Origin of the sequence: Streptomyces sp. NPDC127190, from assembly GCF_042672505.1 — a bacterium.
Taxonomy (GTDB): domain Bacteria; phylum Actinomycetota; class Actinomycetes; order Streptomycetales; family Streptomycetaceae; genus Streptomyces.
Window position 1 is genome coordinate 1 of sequence record NZ_JBHXVE010000045.1, and the last position, 15,699, is coordinate 15,699.

11 protein-coding genes and 2 pseudogenes are annotated in these 15,699 nt (G+C 68.5%); 7 read left to right on the plus strand and 6 right to left on the minus strand.

All coding sequences use genetic code 11. From position 1 onward, the window contains the following. The 4 genes and pseudogenes from ACFVIU_RS37505 to ACFVIU_RS37520 all read left to right on the plus strand — a co-directional run. Window positions 1-420: ATP-binding protein (locus tag ACFVIU_RS37505; RefSeq protein ID WP_385848161.1), on the plus strand; the 420-nt coding region annotated here is incomplete at its 5' end. 53 nt (window positions 421-473) lie between these two features. Continuing rightward, window positions 474-1,007, plus strand: a complete 534-nt coding sequence (locus tag ACFVIU_RS37510; protein ID WP_385848162.1) for a GNAT family N-acetyltransferase — start codon at window positions 474-476, stop codon at window positions 1,005-1,007. 125 nt (window positions 1,008-1,132) lie between these two features. Beyond that, window positions 1,133-1,570 (plus strand): annotated as a pseudogene (locus ACFVIU_RS37515) (transposase); the annotation flags it as partial. Between the two features lie 151 nt (window positions 1,571-1,721). After that, window positions 1,722-2,267 (plus strand): DUF6882 domain-containing protein, encoded by a 546-nt coding sequence (locus ACFVIU_RS37520; protein WP_385848164.1) that lies wholly within the window; start codon window positions 1,722-1,724, stop codon window positions 2,265-2,267. A 201-nt stretch (window positions 2,268-2,468) separates the two neighbouring features. Here the strand turns inward: ACFVIU_RS37520 and ACFVIU_RS37525 are convergent, their stop codons facing one another. From ACFVIU_RS37525 to ACFVIU_RS37545, 5 genes are all read right to left on the minus strand, one after another. Further along, window positions 2,469-2,912, minus strand: a complete 444-nt coding sequence (locus ACFVIU_RS37525) for a hypothetical protein (RefSeq protein WP_385848165.1) — start codon at window positions 2,910-2,912, stop codon at window positions 2,469-2,471. A 251-nt stretch (window positions 2,913-3,163) separates the two neighbouring features. Beyond that, a complete protein-coding gene (locus ACFVIU_RS37530) occupies window positions 3,164-3,508 on the minus strand; it encodes a hypothetical protein (RefSeq protein ID WP_385848166.1) in 345 nt (114 codons plus the stop codon). 220 nt (window positions 3,509-3,728) lie between these two features. After that, window positions 3,729-4,499, minus strand: a complete 771-nt coding sequence (gene istB / locus ACFVIU_RS37535; protein ID WP_385848168.1) for an IS21-like element helper ATPase IstB — start codon at window positions 4,497-4,499, stop codon at window positions 3,729-3,731. Beyond that, entirely contained in the window at window positions 4,496-5,176 is a 681-nt protein-coding gene (locus ACFVIU_RS37540; RefSeq protein WP_385848169.1) for a hypothetical protein, read from the minus strand. Before ACFVIU_RS37540 ends, istB begins: the two co-directional genes overlap by 4 nt. Window positions 5,177-5,209: 33 nt before the next feature. After that, entirely contained in the window at window positions 5,210-5,488 is a 279-nt protein-coding gene (locus tag ACFVIU_RS37545) for a hypothetical protein (protein WP_385848203.1), read from the minus strand. Here ACFVIU_RS37545 and ACFVIU_RS37550 point away from each other — a divergent pair. Continuing rightward, window positions 5,387-5,632 (plus strand): annotated as a pseudogene (locus ACFVIU_RS37550) (helicase associated domain-containing protein); the annotation flags it as partial. The gene ACFVIU_RS37545 and the pseudogene ACFVIU_RS37550 overlap by 102 nt on opposite strands. A 77-nt stretch (window positions 5,633-5,709) precedes the next feature. On the opposite strand, the gene ACFVIU_RS37555 reads toward ACFVIU_RS37550, so the two are convergent. Further along, window positions 5,710-6,369 carry a terpene synthase family protein gene (locus ACFVIU_RS37555; RefSeq protein ID WP_385848170.1) on the minus strand — a complete coding sequence of 220 codons (660 nt, stop codon included), beginning with the start codon at window positions 6,367-6,369 and terminating at the stop codon, window positions 5,710-5,712. A gap of 539 nt (window positions 6,370-6,908) precedes the next feature. Between ACFVIU_RS37555 and ACFVIU_RS37560 the strand changes: the two genes are divergently transcribed. Further along, complete coding sequence (locus ACFVIU_RS37560; RefSeq protein ID WP_385848172.1) at window positions 6,909-8,048, plus strand: SDR family oxidoreductase; 1,140 nt, start codon at window positions 6,909-6,911, stop codon at window positions 8,046-8,048. A 104-nt stretch (window positions 8,049-8,152) separates the two neighbouring features. After that, on the plus strand, window positions 8,153-15,571 hold the full coding sequence (locus ACFVIU_RS37565) for an SDR family NAD(P)-dependent oxidoreductase (RefSeq protein ID WP_385848174.1): 7,419 nt from the start codon (window positions 8,153-8,155) through the stop codon (window positions 15,569-15,571). Window positions 15,572-15,699 lie beyond the last annotated feature (128 nt).

The window sequence follows — 15,699 nt, forward strand, 5'->3', positions numbered from 1 at the left end:
ATGCTGATCGCCCTCGGCACCGAGGCCGCGATGAAGGGCTACCGCGTCCGCTACACGCTCGCCACGAAGCTCGTGAACGAGCTGGTCGAGGCCGCGGACGAGAAGCAGCTGAACAAGACGATCGCCCGCTACGGCCGCGTCGACCTGCTCTGCATCGACGAACTCGGCTATATGGAACTCGACCGCCACGGCGCCGAACTCCTCTTCCAGGTTCTGACCGAACGCGCGGAGAAGAACAGCGTCGCCCTCGCCTCCAACGAGTCCTTCGGGGGCTGGACCAAGACCTTCACCGACCCCCGCCTCTGCGCGGCCATCGTCGACCGGCTCACCTTCAACGGCACCATCATCGAGACCGGCACCGACTCCTGCCGCCTCGCCTCCACACGAGCCCGAGCGGAAGAACCCACCAAAGCCGGGTGAACCTCCCCGGGGGGCAGTTGCATGGTGACGTCAGGGCACCAGTACTGTCTGGCATGACCTATGTGATCACTGCCGCTCATCCTGACGACGCCGCGACGTTGGGGCCCTTGCACCTGCGGAACTGGCTGCAGAACTACCCCAACGCAGATGCAGGGATCGATGAGTCCTGGATCCGTGAGCACCGCGGTTCGTCCGCCACGGCGGAAGGCATCACGCAGTGGCGGGAATTCATCGAGGTGGCAAACCAGCACTCTGCCCCGCACTTCTGCCGTGTCGTCCGGTCCAAGACGGAGATCGTCGGCTACCTCTGCGGCCACCAGGACGAATCGGAATCGGTCACTCTCGGACCAATGTATTTGCTGGACCACGCCCAGGGGCACGGCCTCGGTGGCCGCATGATGACCGAGTTCCTCACCTGGGCAGGACCTGCACGTATCCGCCTGGGGGTCGCCGACTACAACGAACGTGCGATCCGGTTCTACCAGCGCCACGGCTTTGAGATCACAGGCGAGCGTTACCTCTGGCGAGGGAGGCTGCCAACCCTGCCTATGACCCGCGAGGCCCCATCGGCCGCCGACTGCAGCTGAGCACAGGCATCGGGCCGTGCCCGGTCACGGCACCGCTGTCATTTCTCGTGAAAATCTCAAGCAGTGTTGATCAACAACTGCCGCCGAAACTCGTCGAGAAACGCTGTCCCTTGGGATGGACGAAGCCAGAACGACCGCATCCTGGGGCTCAGTTGAGGCTCACGGACGCGGATGGCATGCGGCTGCCCTTTTTCGCCACCAACACCGACGGTCGGCCGATCGCTGAGCTTGAGCTCCGCCACCGGCTGCGGGCCCGGGCCGAGGTCCGCATCCGGGCCGCCGGCCTGCGGAATCTCCCTCTGCGTCGCACGGCCCAGAACCAGATCTGGCTGGAGATCACGCAGATCGCGCTGGACCTGTTGGCCTGGATGCCGATGCTCGCACTGACCGGCAAGGCCAGGCTCTGGGAGCCCCGCCGACTGCGGCTCTGCCTTTTCCCCACGGCCGGACAACTCGTGACCACCGGGCGTAGGCGGATCCTCCGCCTGGCCCGGCACTGGCCCTGGACCAGCCACATCACCACCGCTCTCGAACGGCTCGCCCTCCTGCCGAACCCTGGCTGACCAACAAATTCCCCGTCCCTACGACAGCTGTGGACGATCAAGTAATTCCCCAGCCCGGTTGGTCATGTAATTCCCCACCCTGTCGCTGCTGAAGCGACAGTCGTGCGGGGTCATCGTCGGACGGTCGGAGGCGTCTGGCAGACTCCGCAGCATGGGAATGTTCAATCGGGCGATCAAGGCGGATAGTGCAGGTCAGGCTGGGGAGCAAGCTGACCTGAGCGCACTCCTGCTGCAGGGTGAAGACATGATCGAGCAAGTGGGTCGGGCTCACATGTCCTGGAGCTTGGGCTCGGCGGACCGCTGGGATCTGGACCAGACGACCGGCACCATTACCTGGTCCTTCCCCGACAAGACCGCGACTGCGCCCGCGCAGATCCTGGGCAGCTTCGCTCCGCGGGCCGGCTCATGGATGTGGGCCTGGGCCAACCAGAGCCTCCTCCCCGACATGAGCCGCGACTCCCGCAGCTTCTGCGATTGGGCGGAAGCCAACGGACATCCCGGGCTGGCCCAGCCCAAGATCGACGCTGATGAGCAGACTGCTTCGACACTTGCGGCCCTGGCGTTCCGGATCACCGGGGCGACCGGGTATTACCGAGGTCCAGGGGGTAACTCCTCATACGTGATCATCACGTTCGGGCCGGTCACCCTGACGAAGGCGGACGGCAGCGTCTCCACCTTCGACATCGCTGTCAGCTAGTGCTCTGACCGCATACGTTCGCCGGGTTGTCGGTCATGCGACGAGTCCGGTTCTGCCTCCCCAGACACCTCCGCTGGACATGCAGACCACTTCCCGAAGCCGCGTCGGCGGCGGGTTCAGCTGACGGGCCCTAACTCTGGGCCAGCGGTCGCAGGCGTGCACTTCGCAGGGCCCTCGTCTCGCTGAAGTCGTCACGAGCGGTCAATAGGTCAAGAAGGTTTCCGCGAGGTAGACAGCAGAGTTGGCGACGGTTACGGCGCCCATGGCGACACCGGCAGCACTGGGGGCGGTTCCGACCGGGCCGTAGAAGGCCACGGTTCGCCCGCTAGAGTTCACGATCCTGACCCCCGCTGGGATGTATTTCCCACCACTGACGACGATTGCGGGCTGACCATCGCGGTACTCGATCGACAGGGTTCCGATCTCCTCGGGCTTGACCTGGTCGGCCGGGATCAGTGTGGGTTCGGTCGTCTCGGGCGTGCCCTGGAATGGGGCCGGTCCCTTGGAGTTGGCCTCGGGCGTGGTCTCGGTGGCAACGTCCGCAGACTTAACCTCGGTTGCTGCCCTGGTTTCCAGCCCCTCGACAGCGGTCACTCCTTCGCCAATGAAGTCATCACCTGGCAGGGAGTCCTTGTCGAACGCCATGGATACACCTCCTCATCGGCCGACCCACTGCCGACCGGCGTGGATCTTCCCATGACTAAGCGTCACCAAACAATCACTCCTGACAGATCGGAGGCTCCCTGTGCCGTCTACCCGTGCTCGCGCCGCTTTAGTGGCCGCCTATCAACCCGGTGAACGTTCCTGGTCACAGCACGAGGGACTGTCTGATTGGTCGTCCGGTCCCGGATCGTCAGCTGTGGGGCGCCCGATTCGTGTACCAGCGCACGCACCGTTCAAGCGGTAGACCGGAAGCGTACGGAACGGACATGGAACGAGTCTGGCTGCTGATCACTCAGGGGGGCGAGGGTGGTCTCAGTGCCCTCGCATCCCGAGTCCTCGTACACGTCGGCGTAGGCGTCGGTGGTGTTCTGCACGCCGTATGCGTACACCGCCCCATCGGTAGAGAGGTCGATGCACTCGTTCAAGGACGGGTCGTCCACCACTTTCTGGACCGCGACGCCACTGGAGTCCTCGTAGTACGAGAAACTTCCTGTGGCCTCCGCGTACGCCGAGGTGGGCACCGCGAGAGACAAGGTAAGAGCACTGGCCAGGGTGAGCAGCACGCGGCGCAGGCGCATAGCTTTTCCTTCAACAGGGGGGCAGGGCTGGTCCATTCCCATGATCCACCCGGCTCAGCCAGGTAAGGACGCCGATGCCCCTGATCTCGGGTCAACTCCACTCCAAAGCGTGAAGTAGCTCGTCGAAGGCGAACGTGCGGTCGGGGAAGTGTTCCAGGACGTGCTCGATGCGGTCGAGTTTACGGGAGGCCGTCCCCGCCTGCTCTGGTGGTCCGCCGTTCTATGAGGCAGCTGGTCCGCCCTTCTCGGTGGGATTCCTGGGGCGCTTGTTCGGGCGGTAGCTGGGGCCGTTCATGATCACCTGATGGCTGGTGTTGATCAGACGGTCCAGCAGCGACTCGGCGACGACGGGGTTGGGGAAGAGCGGATACCAGTCGCTGGGAGCCCGGTTGCTGGTGATGATCAGCGAGCGCCCCTGCCTCTCGGAGACCAGTTCGTAGAGGTCGTCGGCCTGGGCCGCGCTCAGCTGCCGCATCGCGAAGTCGTCCAGGATGAGGACGTCGGGTCGGATCAGCTCGCGCATCCGCTTGTCCCAGGTGCGGTCCGCGTGGCCGTCGGCGAGCTCGGCCAGAACCCGGCTGGTCTTCGTGAACCGGACGTTCGCGCCCTGTCGGACGGCGAGGTGACCCAGGGCCTGGGCGACGTGTGTCTTGCCCACGCCGACGGGTCCGAACAAGATCACCGACTCGCCGGCATGGAGCCAGCGCAGGGCGGCCAGGTCGCGGATCTGGGCCGCGGGCAGCTTCGGGGAAGCGGCGAAGTCGAACTCCTCCAGAGTGACCTGCTGCTCGAACTTCGCCTTCTGCAGGCGCCGTTGGAAGGCGACGGTCTCGCGGCGGGTGATCTCGTCCTGGCAGAGCACCTGCAGGAAGTCCAGGTGGCCGAGTTCACCGCCATGGGCCTGGATCAGCCGCGCGTCCAGGGTCTCCAGCATCCCGGACAGCCGAAGCGCCTTCAGCGACTCGCGCAGGGCGGTGTCCATCGCGCTCATCGAGCGGCCTCCTCGGCGTCGTCGGCGTCAGCGTGGCCCGGGGTGCCCTCGGGCTCGCCGGAGATCTGGGAGGGGATGCTCGCGGCGAACAGGCCCTCGGGGCCGTGGAGGAAGGCCGCGGCCCCGGCGTCGCCGGTCTCCGGCTCGGGATCGGTCTCGGTGCCGGCGATCAGGATGCCCTTGATGGTGCGGTGGGAAGGGTCGCCGACCGCGATGGCCTTGGTGCAGGCGGCCTCCAGCCGCTGGTCGCCGTACTTCTTCCGCAGCCCGAGGATTCCCTGGGCCGCGCGGAGCCGGTAGAGCGCGTTGACCTCCAGCAGTTGGTCGATCACCTCGCGGCAGGCGTCGCCGACCTCGGAGGACTGGCTGCGGCACCAGATCGGTGTCTTCATCTGGAAGGCGATCTTCTCCGGCGGGTAGTCGCCTCTGTCGGTGCGTTTGCCCTGGTCGAGTGCGGCGTGGGCCTTGACCAGCTCGCCCTCGTGGAAGACCTGGACCATGGTGGCGGTGGAGCGGACGTCGACCTTGCGGCCGATCAGCTTCCAGGGCACTGAGTAGAGGGTGCGGCTGACCTTGATGTGGATGTCGAGGCCGACGGCGGCGGTGGACCAGCGGGCCAGCACGAACGGCTTGTCCGGCAACGGCAGCAGGGCCTTGGCCTCCACCGCCTCGAACACCGACAGCGGACTCGCGCCGCCCAGCGGGCGGCACTACCTGCGGCCCGCGGTGCCGGTCGACCACGTCAGGGCCTCGGCCTGCATCTGCTCGACGGAGGTAAACTCCCGCCCGCTCCAGAACGAGTCGCGGACATACGGCATCGGCCGTTCGACCCGCGGCTTGTCCTTCGGCTTCGCTGCCCGGGCCGGGTCGACCAGGGTGCCGTAGTAACGAAGGGCCCGAACATGGCTCAGCAGGCGTTCCCGCGGGACCTCACGGCCCTGGCGCAGTGGGTGGAGCGGGAAGGCCAGCGGCCGGTCCCGAGGGCTCACGGGGAGGAGATCACCGTCGACGGCGAGACGGAGCCGGTAATCGTGAAACTCGGCATATGGGTCTCGAACACGAAATCGAGGCGAGACAAACTCAGCGCCGAACAGCTCGACGCACTACGGGAGCTGGGCGTCGAATGGGCATGACCGCCGTGGGTGGTATGTCGTTCAGCGGGCCGTGTTCTCGGTGCGGATCTTCCGGCGCAGGCTGGTGCGGGCAGCAATCAGGTCTTCTTCGAGGGCAGGGCCGCGAGAGGCCGGTCGAGTTCGGTACGGATGCTCGTGAGCCGCAGGTAGCGGTCCCGGATGCGGCCGAGGACCCGGTCCAGGGCCGCGGTCGTGCCGCAGCCGGTGGCGCGCTCCAGGACGATGACGTAGTTGGTGACCTCGCCTGCCGCCACCTCGCGGTTGAGCGACAGAACGTCGTTGCACCAGGCGGTCAGGTCGTTGGACGCCGCGTACATCTCCTGCCACAGCGCGCCGTCCGCGAGGGCGGCCGGCACCTCGGCGCGCAGAGCGGCTTCGACGAGGTCGAACATGAACATGCCGTTGGCGTCCCGGCGCAGCGCCGGGTACTCCTGAGGCGTTGGAACCGTTGCCCGGTCGCGGTGGGCGCTCTGGGCCAGGAACGCGTCACGGTGGCGCAGCAGGTGGGCACGGAACCGCCCGCGCCAGGCGTCGGACAGTCCGGCGGCGGCACGGGGCCACAGATCGGTCAGGGCGGCCACGGCCGCAGCAGACAGGGTGGTGGGATCATCGTCGATGACGCACGTCAGTGCCTGGTAGACGGCGCGCACCTGATCGGGAGACCGGCCCATGGGGCCCTCGTCCTGCTGGTCGTCGAGGTGGAACAGTAGGACCACCCACTGGGCGAACAGCTCCACCGCCTCCACCGGTGGTCGGGCAGGATCCGGGAGGCGATCAGGTGGAGCCCTGCCGAGCGCAGGCGGCTCTCCTCGCCTGGGCCGTCGGTCAGCCCTATACCGGCCGCCCACGCGCCCAGACTCGCGCCGATGCGGTCGGCCTCGGGATGGATACGCCGCAGAACCGGGATGCCGAAATCGCCACGGCGGGCTGGGGGCGTCATCAAGGCTCCAGGTTCGTGGGCGAGGGCCGCTCCAACGCGGGAGGTCAATGACGATCATTCAGTGCCGCCAGCCCGAGGAGGGCACGAAGTTCCCTTGGCGATCCCGGCCCAGTGCAAGGCCCGCCGCGAGTACGGGAACCGGGTCAGCGCGCTCGCATCGACCGGACCATGATCGTTCTCGCCAGAGTTTCCTGTACTCCGACCACTCACGCCCGATTCGCATCCCGCTGAGCCGATCCAATGCCGCCTTCGCCGTTAGAACAGGCGCTCGCTTCTTGTGTTCAATCGACTACTCTGTGTTTTGAGGTTTTGTGTTTCTTCGTCCATGCTGGGCTCGTGACCGTTCTGATTACGGGTGCCACCGGCTTCGTGGGCTCGCGTCTCGCCCATGCACTGCTGACAAGCCGTGCCCGGCGTGTGATCGCTTTGGGGCGTGGTGACCTTGCCTCTCTGCGACGGCGTGTCGTGGACGCGGTCACCCTGCACGGTGGCGTCGATGCCGATGCTCTGCGGCGGCTGCAGTGCGTCAGTGGTGACGTGACGCTGCCGTGGCTGGGTCTCGCCCCTGGCTTGCACGCACGTTTGGCAGCCGAGGTCGATGCCGTGTGGCATTGCGCGGGCGACATCGCGTTGGGGGGAGAGCGTGGCCGCCTCTATCGGGTGAACACTCACGGCACGGCCCAGGTATTGGCCTTCGCCGAGCACACAAGGCCGGCATGCAGATTGATCCATGTCAGCACCATGGCGGTGGCCGGCAACCGGCCAGCGGGGCTGGTGATGGAGGACGATCTGTCGGACTTTCACGGCTTCGTCACCCACTACGACGCCTCCAAGTACGAAGCGGAGCGGCTGGTCCGCGACTGGGCGAGCCGCCACGGGCGGCCGGTGGTGGTGCTGCGGCCCGGCGTCGTAGCCAGTGACCGTTCACTGCCTGAGACCGCCGCGGACCACCCTCTGGCCATGCTGGGACGGATGATCGAGACGGTGGCGAGCGGCGGCGCGCCCGGCATCCCGGCCGCTGCCGACCTCGAAGGGGGCGCGCGGTTGCGGTTGCGGCTGAGGGCGTCGGCTGCGGCCACGTTCAACATCGTGCCCAGCGACTACGCCACAGACGCCATGATCCGTATTGGGCATGACACCGTCCATGACGGCGCGGTCGCGCATACTTACCACATCGTGCATCACTCCCCCACATCGCTTGGGGAGTTGATCCGAGTGTTCGAGCAGCACTACAGCGGCCTGCACCTGCAATGCGTCGAAGACTTCTACGACGCAACGCCGGCCGAGGAGTTCATCGCCGCCCATCTGACCGGCTTCCTCAGTTACTGCCGACTACAGCACCGGTTCGACCGTACCCGCACCTTGGCCGCCACCCCTGGCTTGCCCGAGCCTGCTCCTGTCGACCGGCGGTTCCTCCAACAGGCCTTGGGCCTTGCCTGCCCAGCATCTGCCGACCCCCCGGCGCCCGTCTGCTGAGCCCGGCCAGGCCCGCACCTGCCCGGCGCTGATTCCGTCGCCCGCGCGTCTTGGCGCACTGTCGTCTCATCCCCTCTTCGTTGGAGCGCTCGTTGTCTCTGCGTGTGTCACTGCTGCCTGATGACGCCATTGCCGTGGTGGGCACCGCCTGCCGCCTGCCGGGGGGCATCAACCATCTGGATGACCTGTGGGCCGTACTTGCGGCAGGCGCCGACATGGTGGGCGAGGTGCCGGCCGACAGGTTCCCTGCAGCGGACTTCGTCGACTCCGTACGGCGCCGTCCTGGCAAGTCATACACCGCGGCCGGCGGATTCCTGCCGGACGTCTCCGGCTTCGACGCCTCCTTCTTCAACGGGATCTCCCCCAGGGAGGCAGCCCAGATGGACCCCCAGCAGCGGCTGCTGCTGGAGATGGCGGTGGAGGCACTGGACGACGCCGGCACCGACCCGACGGGGCTGGAGGGCTCGGACACGGCGGTCTTCATTGGCTGCTCCAGCCGCGACTACGGTGAACTGCAGTCACTGTCGCCGCAGTCGGGCAATGCCTACACCATGTCCGGTACGGCGGGCGCGATCGTCGCCAACCGGCTGTCGCACTACTTCGACTGGCACGGGCAGAGCGTCGCGGTCGACACGGCCTGCTCATCGGCGTTGACGGCCGTGCACCAGGCGTGCGAGCACCTGCGGTCGGGCCGCACGCGTCTGGCGGTGGCCGGGGGCATCAACGTTCTGCTCAACCCTCATATCTTCGCTGGTTTCTCCAGCGCTTCCATGCTGTCGCCGACCGGCCGGTGCCGGCCCTTCTCCGCTCAGGCGGACGGCTTCACGCGCGCGGAGGGCGGCGGGCTGGTGCTGCTCAAGCGGCTGGCCGACGCCCGCGTCGACGGTGATCGTGTCCACGCGGTGATCCTCTCCAGCGGCGCCAACAACGACGGACGCACGCCCGGCCTGGCGTTGCCCAGCAGCATCGCGCAGGAGGCGCTGTTGCGGGAGGTGTATGAGCGGGCGGGGCTGGTGCCCGATGACATCGCCTACCTGGAGGCACATGGCACGGGCACCCCGGCCGGAGATCCGCTGGAGGCCGAAGCGATCGGCCGGGCGCTGGGGATGGACCGCAGCCGGAGCCCGCTGCCGATCGGGTCGGTCAAGAGCAACCTCGGTCATATGGAGGCCGCCGCCGGTATGGCGGGCCTGTTCAAAGCGCTGCTGGTGCTAAAGCATCGGCAGATTCCGGCGACCCTGCATGCCGAGCAGCTCAATCCCGCCATCGACTTCGACGAGTTGAACGTCCGTCCCGTCACCCGCCTGGAGCCGCTCGACGCCTCCGGTCCTGCCGTGGCGGGGGTGAACTCCTTCGGCTTTGGGGGTGCCAACGCCCACCTCGTCCTGGCTGACCCTCCCGTTCCTTCCTCCACTGACGGAGCCGGGCCGAGACGGCCACGGGCGGTCGCCGTCCCGGTGGTGGTCTCTGCCCGGACGCCGGCAGCACTGGCCCATGCATGCCAGCGGATGGCAGAGTACCTTCAGTTCACCCACGATGACCTCTACGACGTGGCCTACACTGCGACCCAGCGTCGGACCCGCCACGAGAACGCTGCATGTGTCCTGGCCGAGGACACGGTGCAGGCGGCCGATGCATTGCTGCGCCTGGCCGGTGGTGAGCAGCCGGAGACGGCCTCCACCGCGGTCCGAGAGGCGTCGGGCAGGGTGGCGTTCATCTTTGACGGCAACGGCTCACAGTGGGCTGGCATGGGTGCCGACCTGCTCAGCGAGCCGGTCTTCGCTGCTGCCGTCGACGACATCGACTCCTGCCTGCGTCCGCACCTCAGCTGGTCGGTGCATGAGAAGCTCGCCGCCGGATCACCGGGTCTGGAACGCACGGAGGTCGCCCAGCCGCTGCTGTTCGCCGTGCAGGTCGGGCTGGTCCGACTGCTGGAGGCGTACGGCATCGAGCCGGACGCGGTCGCCGGTCACAGCGTCGGGGAGATCGCCGCCGCGCACATCGCTGGCTGCCTCGATCTGGAGCAGGCGTGTCGTGTCGTCGCCGTACGCAGCCGGGCACAGGCCATGACGGCCGGCAGCGGCCGGATGGCCGCCGTCGGCCTGGGCGCACAGGAGGCCGCGAAAGAGTGCGTGGCCTTCCAAGGGCGCCTGGAAGTCGCCGGCATCAACAGCGCCACCGACGTCACCATGGCTGGTGATGCCGGCGCGTTGGCGGAGCTGGGCGAGCAGTTGGCAGCACGGGGAGTGTTCTTCCGCGTTCTGGATCTCGACTACGCCTTCCACTCGCGGCACATGGACCCTGCGCGTGAGGAGGTCACCGAACCACTGGGCGCGCTGCGCCCGCGCAAGGGCCGTCTCCTGTTCGCCTCCACCGTCACCGGGGCTCTTCTGGCGGGGCACCGGCTCGATGCGGAGTATTGGTGGGGCAATGTGCGCCGACCCGTTCTGTTCGCCGACGCCGTTCGGGCCCTGGCCGACGAGGGTTGCACGCACTTCGTCGAGATCGGTCCCCATCCGGTTCTGGCCACCTATCTGAAGCGGCTGCTGCCGGCCGGGGCCGGCACGCACGCGACGTTGCGCCGTGACACCCGCGGCCCGGACGCGGTGCGCCGTACCGCCGCCGCGGTCATCGCCGCCGGAGCCCGTCCCGGTACACAGTGTTTCCCAGTCCCCGGCGCGGTGGTGTCCCTGCCCGGGTATCCGTGGCAGCGCGAGCGGCACTGGAGCGGGTCCCCCGACTGGTGGGTGACCGTCCCGCAGGACAAGGCCCTCGTCCATCCCTTGCTGGGCCGGCGGGCGGCCGTGGCCGAACCGGCCTGGCACCAGCAGCTCAGCGGCACCCGCCTGCCCTGGCTGGTCGACCACCAGGTCGACGCGAGCATCGTCATGCCCGCCACCGCCTATCTGGAGGCGGCCTTGGCCGCCGGATGCGCGGGACTGGGCACGCGGTGTGAGGTCACCGACCTCGACATCCTCAGGCCACTGACGCTGCCCCGCGCCGACGACCCGACGCCCCTCGCCCTGCAGACCTCGCTATCGGTGGAGGACGGCATCGTCCTGATCGCCTCCCGCAGCGACGCCACCACCGGCTGGACACCCCACGCCCGCGGCCGCGTGCGCCGCCTCACCGCGCCCGCACCGGCTCCCCTGGCCGACGGTCCCACCGGCGGTACGGCGGTGGAGGCCGCACTGCACTACGCGCATGCCGCCCGGGCGGGCCTGGCGTACGGTCCCGCCTTCCAGGTCCTGACCGGCCTGACCATCACTGAGACTGCGGTCACCGCCACCTACGAGCTGCCCGCGCCAACCACCGTTGGCGCCACCGACTTCGAAGCTCACCCGGTGATCTGCGACGGCGCGCTTCAGGCAGCCGCGCCGCTGCTCGCCCGGACGGCCAGCGGCCGGACGTTCCTGCCCACCGCGATCGAGACCGCTCGCGTATGGCGGCAACCGTCGGCCCGTGGACTGATCCACGTGACTCTGCGTGATCTCACCAACTCGGATGCCGTCGTCGACGTCACTGTCACCGAGGACGACGGCACGGTCGCCGTCCAGCTCTCCGGCTGCCGCCTGCATGCCCTCACGGCCCGAGATCAGCTGCAAGAGCTGGCCACCGTAGTGCGCTACGCACCGCGCGCCGGCGAACCTGCGGACACGGCTCCCACTCCGTTGCCCGACCCGGCGCAGACCGTGGCCGCCACCGCCGTCGCCCGAGCCGCCTTCGAACAGGAGCAGGCGGACAACTACCCCGGCTTTGCACCCATGGTGAAGACCACGGCCGGTCACTACGCAGCCGCCGCCTTCGCCACTCTGCTGCCCGACACGGACCACTTCCAGCTGTCGGATCTGCTGAAGGCGGGCCTGCAACCGCACTACGCTCCCTACGCGCGGCTGCTGGCCGGTCTTGCGACCCGAGCCGGACTGCTACAGCACGCGCCCGCGACTGCAACCGACCAGGAGCACTGGCAGTTCACCGGCGCCGAAACCGCCCCGGAAGCACACATGCGGCAGTGCGCCGACCGGTTCCCCCAGTGGATCACCGCAATCGCCCTCTACACCCGCTGCGGCACCCACCTGACCGACATCCTCACCGGCCGCGTCGACGCCCGCGAGGTGCTGTTCAACGAGGCCGACCGGCACCTCGTGGAAGCCTTCTACGCCGACACCCCGCAGATGCGCGCCCACAGCCACTTCGCCCGCCTCATGCTGGAGGAGGCGCTGCGGGACTGGCCGGCCGACCGGCCGCTGCGGATCCTCGAGGTCGGCGGGGGCACCGGCGGCCTGACCGCCGCTCTGCTCCCCGTGCTGCCGCCCCACCTGACCCGCTACACCTTCACCGACGTCAGCCCTGCCTTCTTCCCCCGGGCCAAGACCCGGTTCGCCGAGTACGACTTCCTCGACTACCGCACCCTCGACCTCAACAGCGAGCCGACGGAGCAGGGCTTCGCCACAGAGTCCTTCGATGTGATCGTGGCCGCCAACGTCCTGCACGCCACCGCCGACCTCCGCACAGCCTGTACGCGCCTGGCCCGACTGCTGAGCCCCGGCGGCCAGCTGCTGACGGTGGAAAGCCACGACGAGGAGATCCTCGGCCCCTGCTTCGGTCTGCTGCCTGAGTACTGGTCCTTCACCGACAACGACCTGCGTACGAGCCCGCTGTTGCCCCGCGCAGCATGGGCGCCGCTGCTGACCGACTGCGGCTTCGAGGCCGTGACCGGCATCGGGAGCGCAGAGGCGGAAACCGCCGCCGACTACAGCGTGCTGATCGCTCGCCGCGGGACGGCACTAAGCGCAGGTACGAGCTGTGTGTCCCCGGCCGGCACGGCGGCGGCTTCCCAGGTTACGGACCCATGGCTGATCGTCACCGACCCCGCAAGCCAGGTACTGGGCTCCGCGCTGGCCACGGCCCTCGCAGCCACTGGAGCGCCGGCCCAGACCGCTGCCTTCCCCGACTCTGCGGACACCTGGGCCGAGGTGCTCGCGGACCAGACGGCGGGACGCATCGTGATGCTGTTCGGCCATGACCCCGCCCGCTCAGCCACCGACCACGTCACACGCGCCGCGGGCATGCTGAAGGCCGCTGCGGCCATCGCCACCTCAACTGGCCATGCCGAGCCGCACCTGTGGCTGGTCACCCCGCCGACGGGCCTGCACCCGGCCCCTGCGGACAGCGCCGGCAAGCCGTGGGCCGCCGGCGTGTGGGGTGTCGGTCGTGTTCTGGCGAATGAACACCCCATGCTGACCGTTCATCGCGTCAGCCTCACCCCCTCCGGCAATCCCGCCGCGGACGCGGCCCGGCTTCTCATCGAACTGAGTGAGCCAGAGGAAGAAGACGAAGTCGTGCTGGGGGGCCACGGGCGCTTCGTCTCTCGCCTTCGCTCGCTCCCCGTCCCCACACGCCGGGCCCGTGGGCACGACACCTACCGGCTCCGGCTGAGCAGGCCCGGCCGAGGCCGCAGGCTGACGTGGGAGCCGTACGAGCCCGAGCTGCCCGGCGACGGAGAGGTACTCGTTCAGGTCAAGGCCGCCGCGCTGAACTACCGCGACGTCATGCTGGCCGAGGGCATGCTGCCGCCCGGCGCCGAACCAGCCACCCCCACCGGGCCACTGCTCGGCCTGGAGTGCGCCGGCGTCGTCACCGCTGTCGGATCCGGCGTCACGGACCTGCGCGCAGGCGACCGGGTGTTCGCCTTCGCCCACGGTGCCTTCGCCTCCCACGTGCGCGTCCGCGCCGAACAGGCAGGCCGCATTCCCGACCACATGACCTTCGAGCAGGCGGCGACTGTGCCTGCCGTCTATCTCACCGTCCAGCACAGTCTGGAGACCCTCGCCCGTCTACGGGCTGGGGAGACCGTGCTGGTGCACGGCGGGGCTGGCGGCATCGGACTTGCCGCACTGAACTACGCCCGCAGCGTGGGCGCCAACGTGATCGCCACCGCCGGTACCCCGGCCAAACGCGACCTGCTGCGCACCCTGGGAGCCCGTGCAGTCTTCAGCTCCCGCGACCTCTCCTTCACCGACCACGTGCGCGAAGCGACCGACGGTCTCGGCGTCGACGTCGTTCTGAACTCCTTGGCCGGCGAAGCCATCGCCCGCAGCCTGGAATGCCTGAAGCCCGGCGGCCGGTTCATCGAACTCGGCAAGCGCGACATCTACGCCAACGCGCCGCTGCTCCTGCGTCCCTTCCGCGACAACCTGGCCTACTTCGGCGTCGACATCACCCGGCTGATCGCCGACGCCCCAGATCAGGCGGCCACCGCCTTCTGCACGGTCACCGACCGCGTCTGCGACGGCACCTACCGCCCCCTGCCCTACCAGTCCTATCCCGCGCCGCGCATCGACGACGCCCTCAGCACGCTGCGCCACTCACGCCATCTGGGAAAGGTCGTCGTCTCCTTCCCTGACAGCCTCCCGGCTGCCATCGAAGAACCGCCCTCGGCGGTGCCCCTCGACCCCAATGCCACCTACCTGATCACCGGCGGCCTCAGCGGTCTCGGCGCGGCAACCGCCCGCCACCTCGCCGCAAGGGGCGCCCGCTACCTCGCTCTGGTCTCCCGCCGCGGTGCAGATGCTCCCGAAGCCGGAGCGCTGCTCGCCGACCTCCATCGTGCGGGTGTGACCGTCCAGGCACATGCAACCGATATCACCAGCCCCGAAGCCGTTGACGAGATCTTCACCGAAGCCGACCAGCGAGGTCGCCCGGTACGAGGGATCGTGCACGCGGCCATGCATCTGGACGACGCACCCCTGACCGACCTGACCGGCGAGCGATTCGCAGCCGTCCTGGCGCCGAAGGTACGCGGCGCCGAGATCCTCGACGCCCTGACCCGCGACCGGGCTCTGGACTTCTTCATCGTGTACTCCTCCGTCGCCGCCCTGGTCGGCAACCAGCACCAAGCCCCGTACGCGGCGGCCAACCTCTACATGGAGGCGCTGATGCGGACCCGTCGTGAGCAAAGCCGACCGGGCCTCGCTCTGGCCTGGGGCGGCATCTCCGAGACCGGATACGTCGCCCGCACCCGGATGACCGATACCATCCAGCGCTCCGGCATCGGATCGATCACCCCCGCCACCGCCCTGGCAGCATTCGACCGGCACCTGGCCCGCTCCACAGTCCAGACGGCCGTCGGCGTCATGGACTGGGACAGGCTCACTCACCTGCTAGCCGCCCTGACCGTGCCCCGTTTCACCGCGCAACTGGGTCACGGCGGCAGCCGGGCCCAGCGCGCACACGCCCAGGATCTGCGACAGCGGCTGAAGGCAGCCGCCAGCGACCAAGCCCGCCTGGAACTGATCACCCAGACTCTTGTCGAAGCGACCGCCCACATCCTGCAGACCACGCCCGAACGCGTTGATCCCAGCGTGAACCTTGCGGAACTCGGCCTGGACTCACTGATGGGCGCTGAGCTGAAGGTGCTCCTCCAGCAGACCTTCAGCTGCGAGCTGTCCCTGATGGAACTCATGGCCGCCGCGACCATCAATGGCATCGCCCAGCGCATCCATCGCATCCTGCACTGCTGACAGCGCCTGCACTACAGCCGAGGGGCCCCCCCCCCAGGGGGGGGGCCGCGGCGCGCCCAGGCGGCCGTGAGCCAGGGACAAGGCCGGGCACCGAGCGGTGGGAAAAACAGCGGGGGGTGCAGCGGGCC